Raw genomic sequence first — 1,631 nt, 5'->3', positions numbered from 1 at the left:
CCCCGATCCACCATGTCGGGTGCGGTTCGTGGGCGTGCCGTGAAGTGAAATGTCCTTCTGGTCTGGGAAAATGTTGATTGTCTAGAGCAACGTTTACCAGTCCGGAAGGACACCTCGTAAGTGAAAGCATCTCACGGTATTGCGCCGGTCTTCGATGACCACAACCTCGTGTCGCATGCGGGTCTTGTCCCGGTGCTGGAGCTGGCGGAGCGGGCGGGCCTGTCGGAACTGATCGCGGAGGCTGTGACGTTGCCGGCCGCGAGCGTGCCGGTCAAGGCGCGGACGGTGATCGGTGGGATGCTCGCCGGTGCAGACAGCATCGATGACCTGGACCTACTGCGCTCGGGTGGCACCTCGCGTGTGGTCGGGGCAGTGCGGGCTCCCTCGACGGTCGGAACGTTCCTGCGCCAGTTCACGCACGGGCATGTCCTCCAGCTCGGGAAGGTGAACCGGGTGCTGCTGCGTCGCCTGATCGGGGACCTCCCGACCCTGGCTGGGACGGCGGGCGGGCTGGTCATGGTGGACATGGACGACACGATCCGGGAAGTCCACGGCTACCGGAAGCAGGCTGCCGCGTTCGGCTACTCCGGAGTGCGCGGGCTGAACGCCCTGATCGTGACGGTCACCGGGCAAGACGCGGCGCCGGTCATCGCGGAAGCATCGCTGCGACGCGGGAATGTCCGCTCCGGCGCAGGCGCCGCCCATCACCTCGCCCGCGCACTGGGCACGGTCCGGCAGGTCGCCCCTGACCGGCGGGCGCTGACTCGCGCGGACTCCGCGTTCTGCACGCACGAGAACGTGACCACGGCGATCAAGCACGGGGCGTGGTACTCGTTCACGATCCCGCAGTGGCCGACGGTGCAGCGGGCGATCGCGGGGATCGATGAGGCCGCGTGGACGAGGATCGAGTATCCGAACGCGGTCCGCGACGAGGACACGGGCGAGTGGATCAGCGACGCCGAGGTCGCGGAGGCACCGTTCACCGCGTTCGTGTCCCACCCCAAGGCCGAGCACGTACACGCCCGACTGATCGTCAGGCGGGTGAAGCGGCTGAACAGCAACGCGCAGCACGGGCAGGACACCTTGTTCGACACCTACCGGTATCACGCGTTCATCACCAACAGCGATCTCACCAAGGTCGACGCGGACCGGTTCCACCGTGGTCACGCGATCGTGGAGCAAGTCATCGCAGAACTCAAAGCAGGGCCCCTCGGCCACCTGCCCTCCGGGCGGTTCACCGCGAACGCAGCATGGTTGCAGTTCGCGGTCATCGCGCACAACCTCTCCCGCGCCGCCGCGACCGCCGCGGGCATGAGACGAGCTCGCATGGCAACACTGCTGCGCACGATCGTGCACACGCCCGCGAGGCTCGCCCACACAGGCCGCCGTCTCGTGATACACCTGCCCGCCGCGTGGCCGTGGGCGACCGCCTGGACCAGGCTCTGGGACACCGCGACCAGCCCGCCCCACCCGGCCGCCGCCGCCTGACCAGCATCGCCCCGACGGGCACGAACCGGAGATCGACGTGGATAAGCCAGAGCCCCGGCTGGCAGAACACGCACGCCCGCCCGCCGAAACAACTCAACGAAAAGCGAAACGCGGCTCAACCGAATCGCGACGGTGGATCAGGG

At 67.8% G+C, this 1,631-nt stretch carries 1 protein-coding gene; it reads left to right on the top strand.

Annotation, left to right across the window (positions count from 1 at the left end):
- Window positions 1–120 precede the first annotated feature (120 nt).
- Window positions 121–1,488 (top strand): IS1380 family transposase, encoded by a 1,368-nt coding sequence (locus WFM69_RS19235; RefSeq protein WP_442927781.1) that lies wholly within the window; start codon window positions 121–123, stop codon window positions 1,486–1,488.
- Window positions 1,489–1,631 lie beyond the last annotated feature (143 nt).

It is taken from the genome of Microbacterium sp. LB12 (genome assembly GCF_037150835.1).
Classification (GTDB): Bacteria; Actinomycetota; Actinomycetes; order Actinomycetales; family Microbacteriaceae; genus Microbacterium.
The sequence above is the reverse complement of the archived record's forward strand: the minus strand, read 5'-3'. Positions and strand labels throughout refer to the sequence as shown.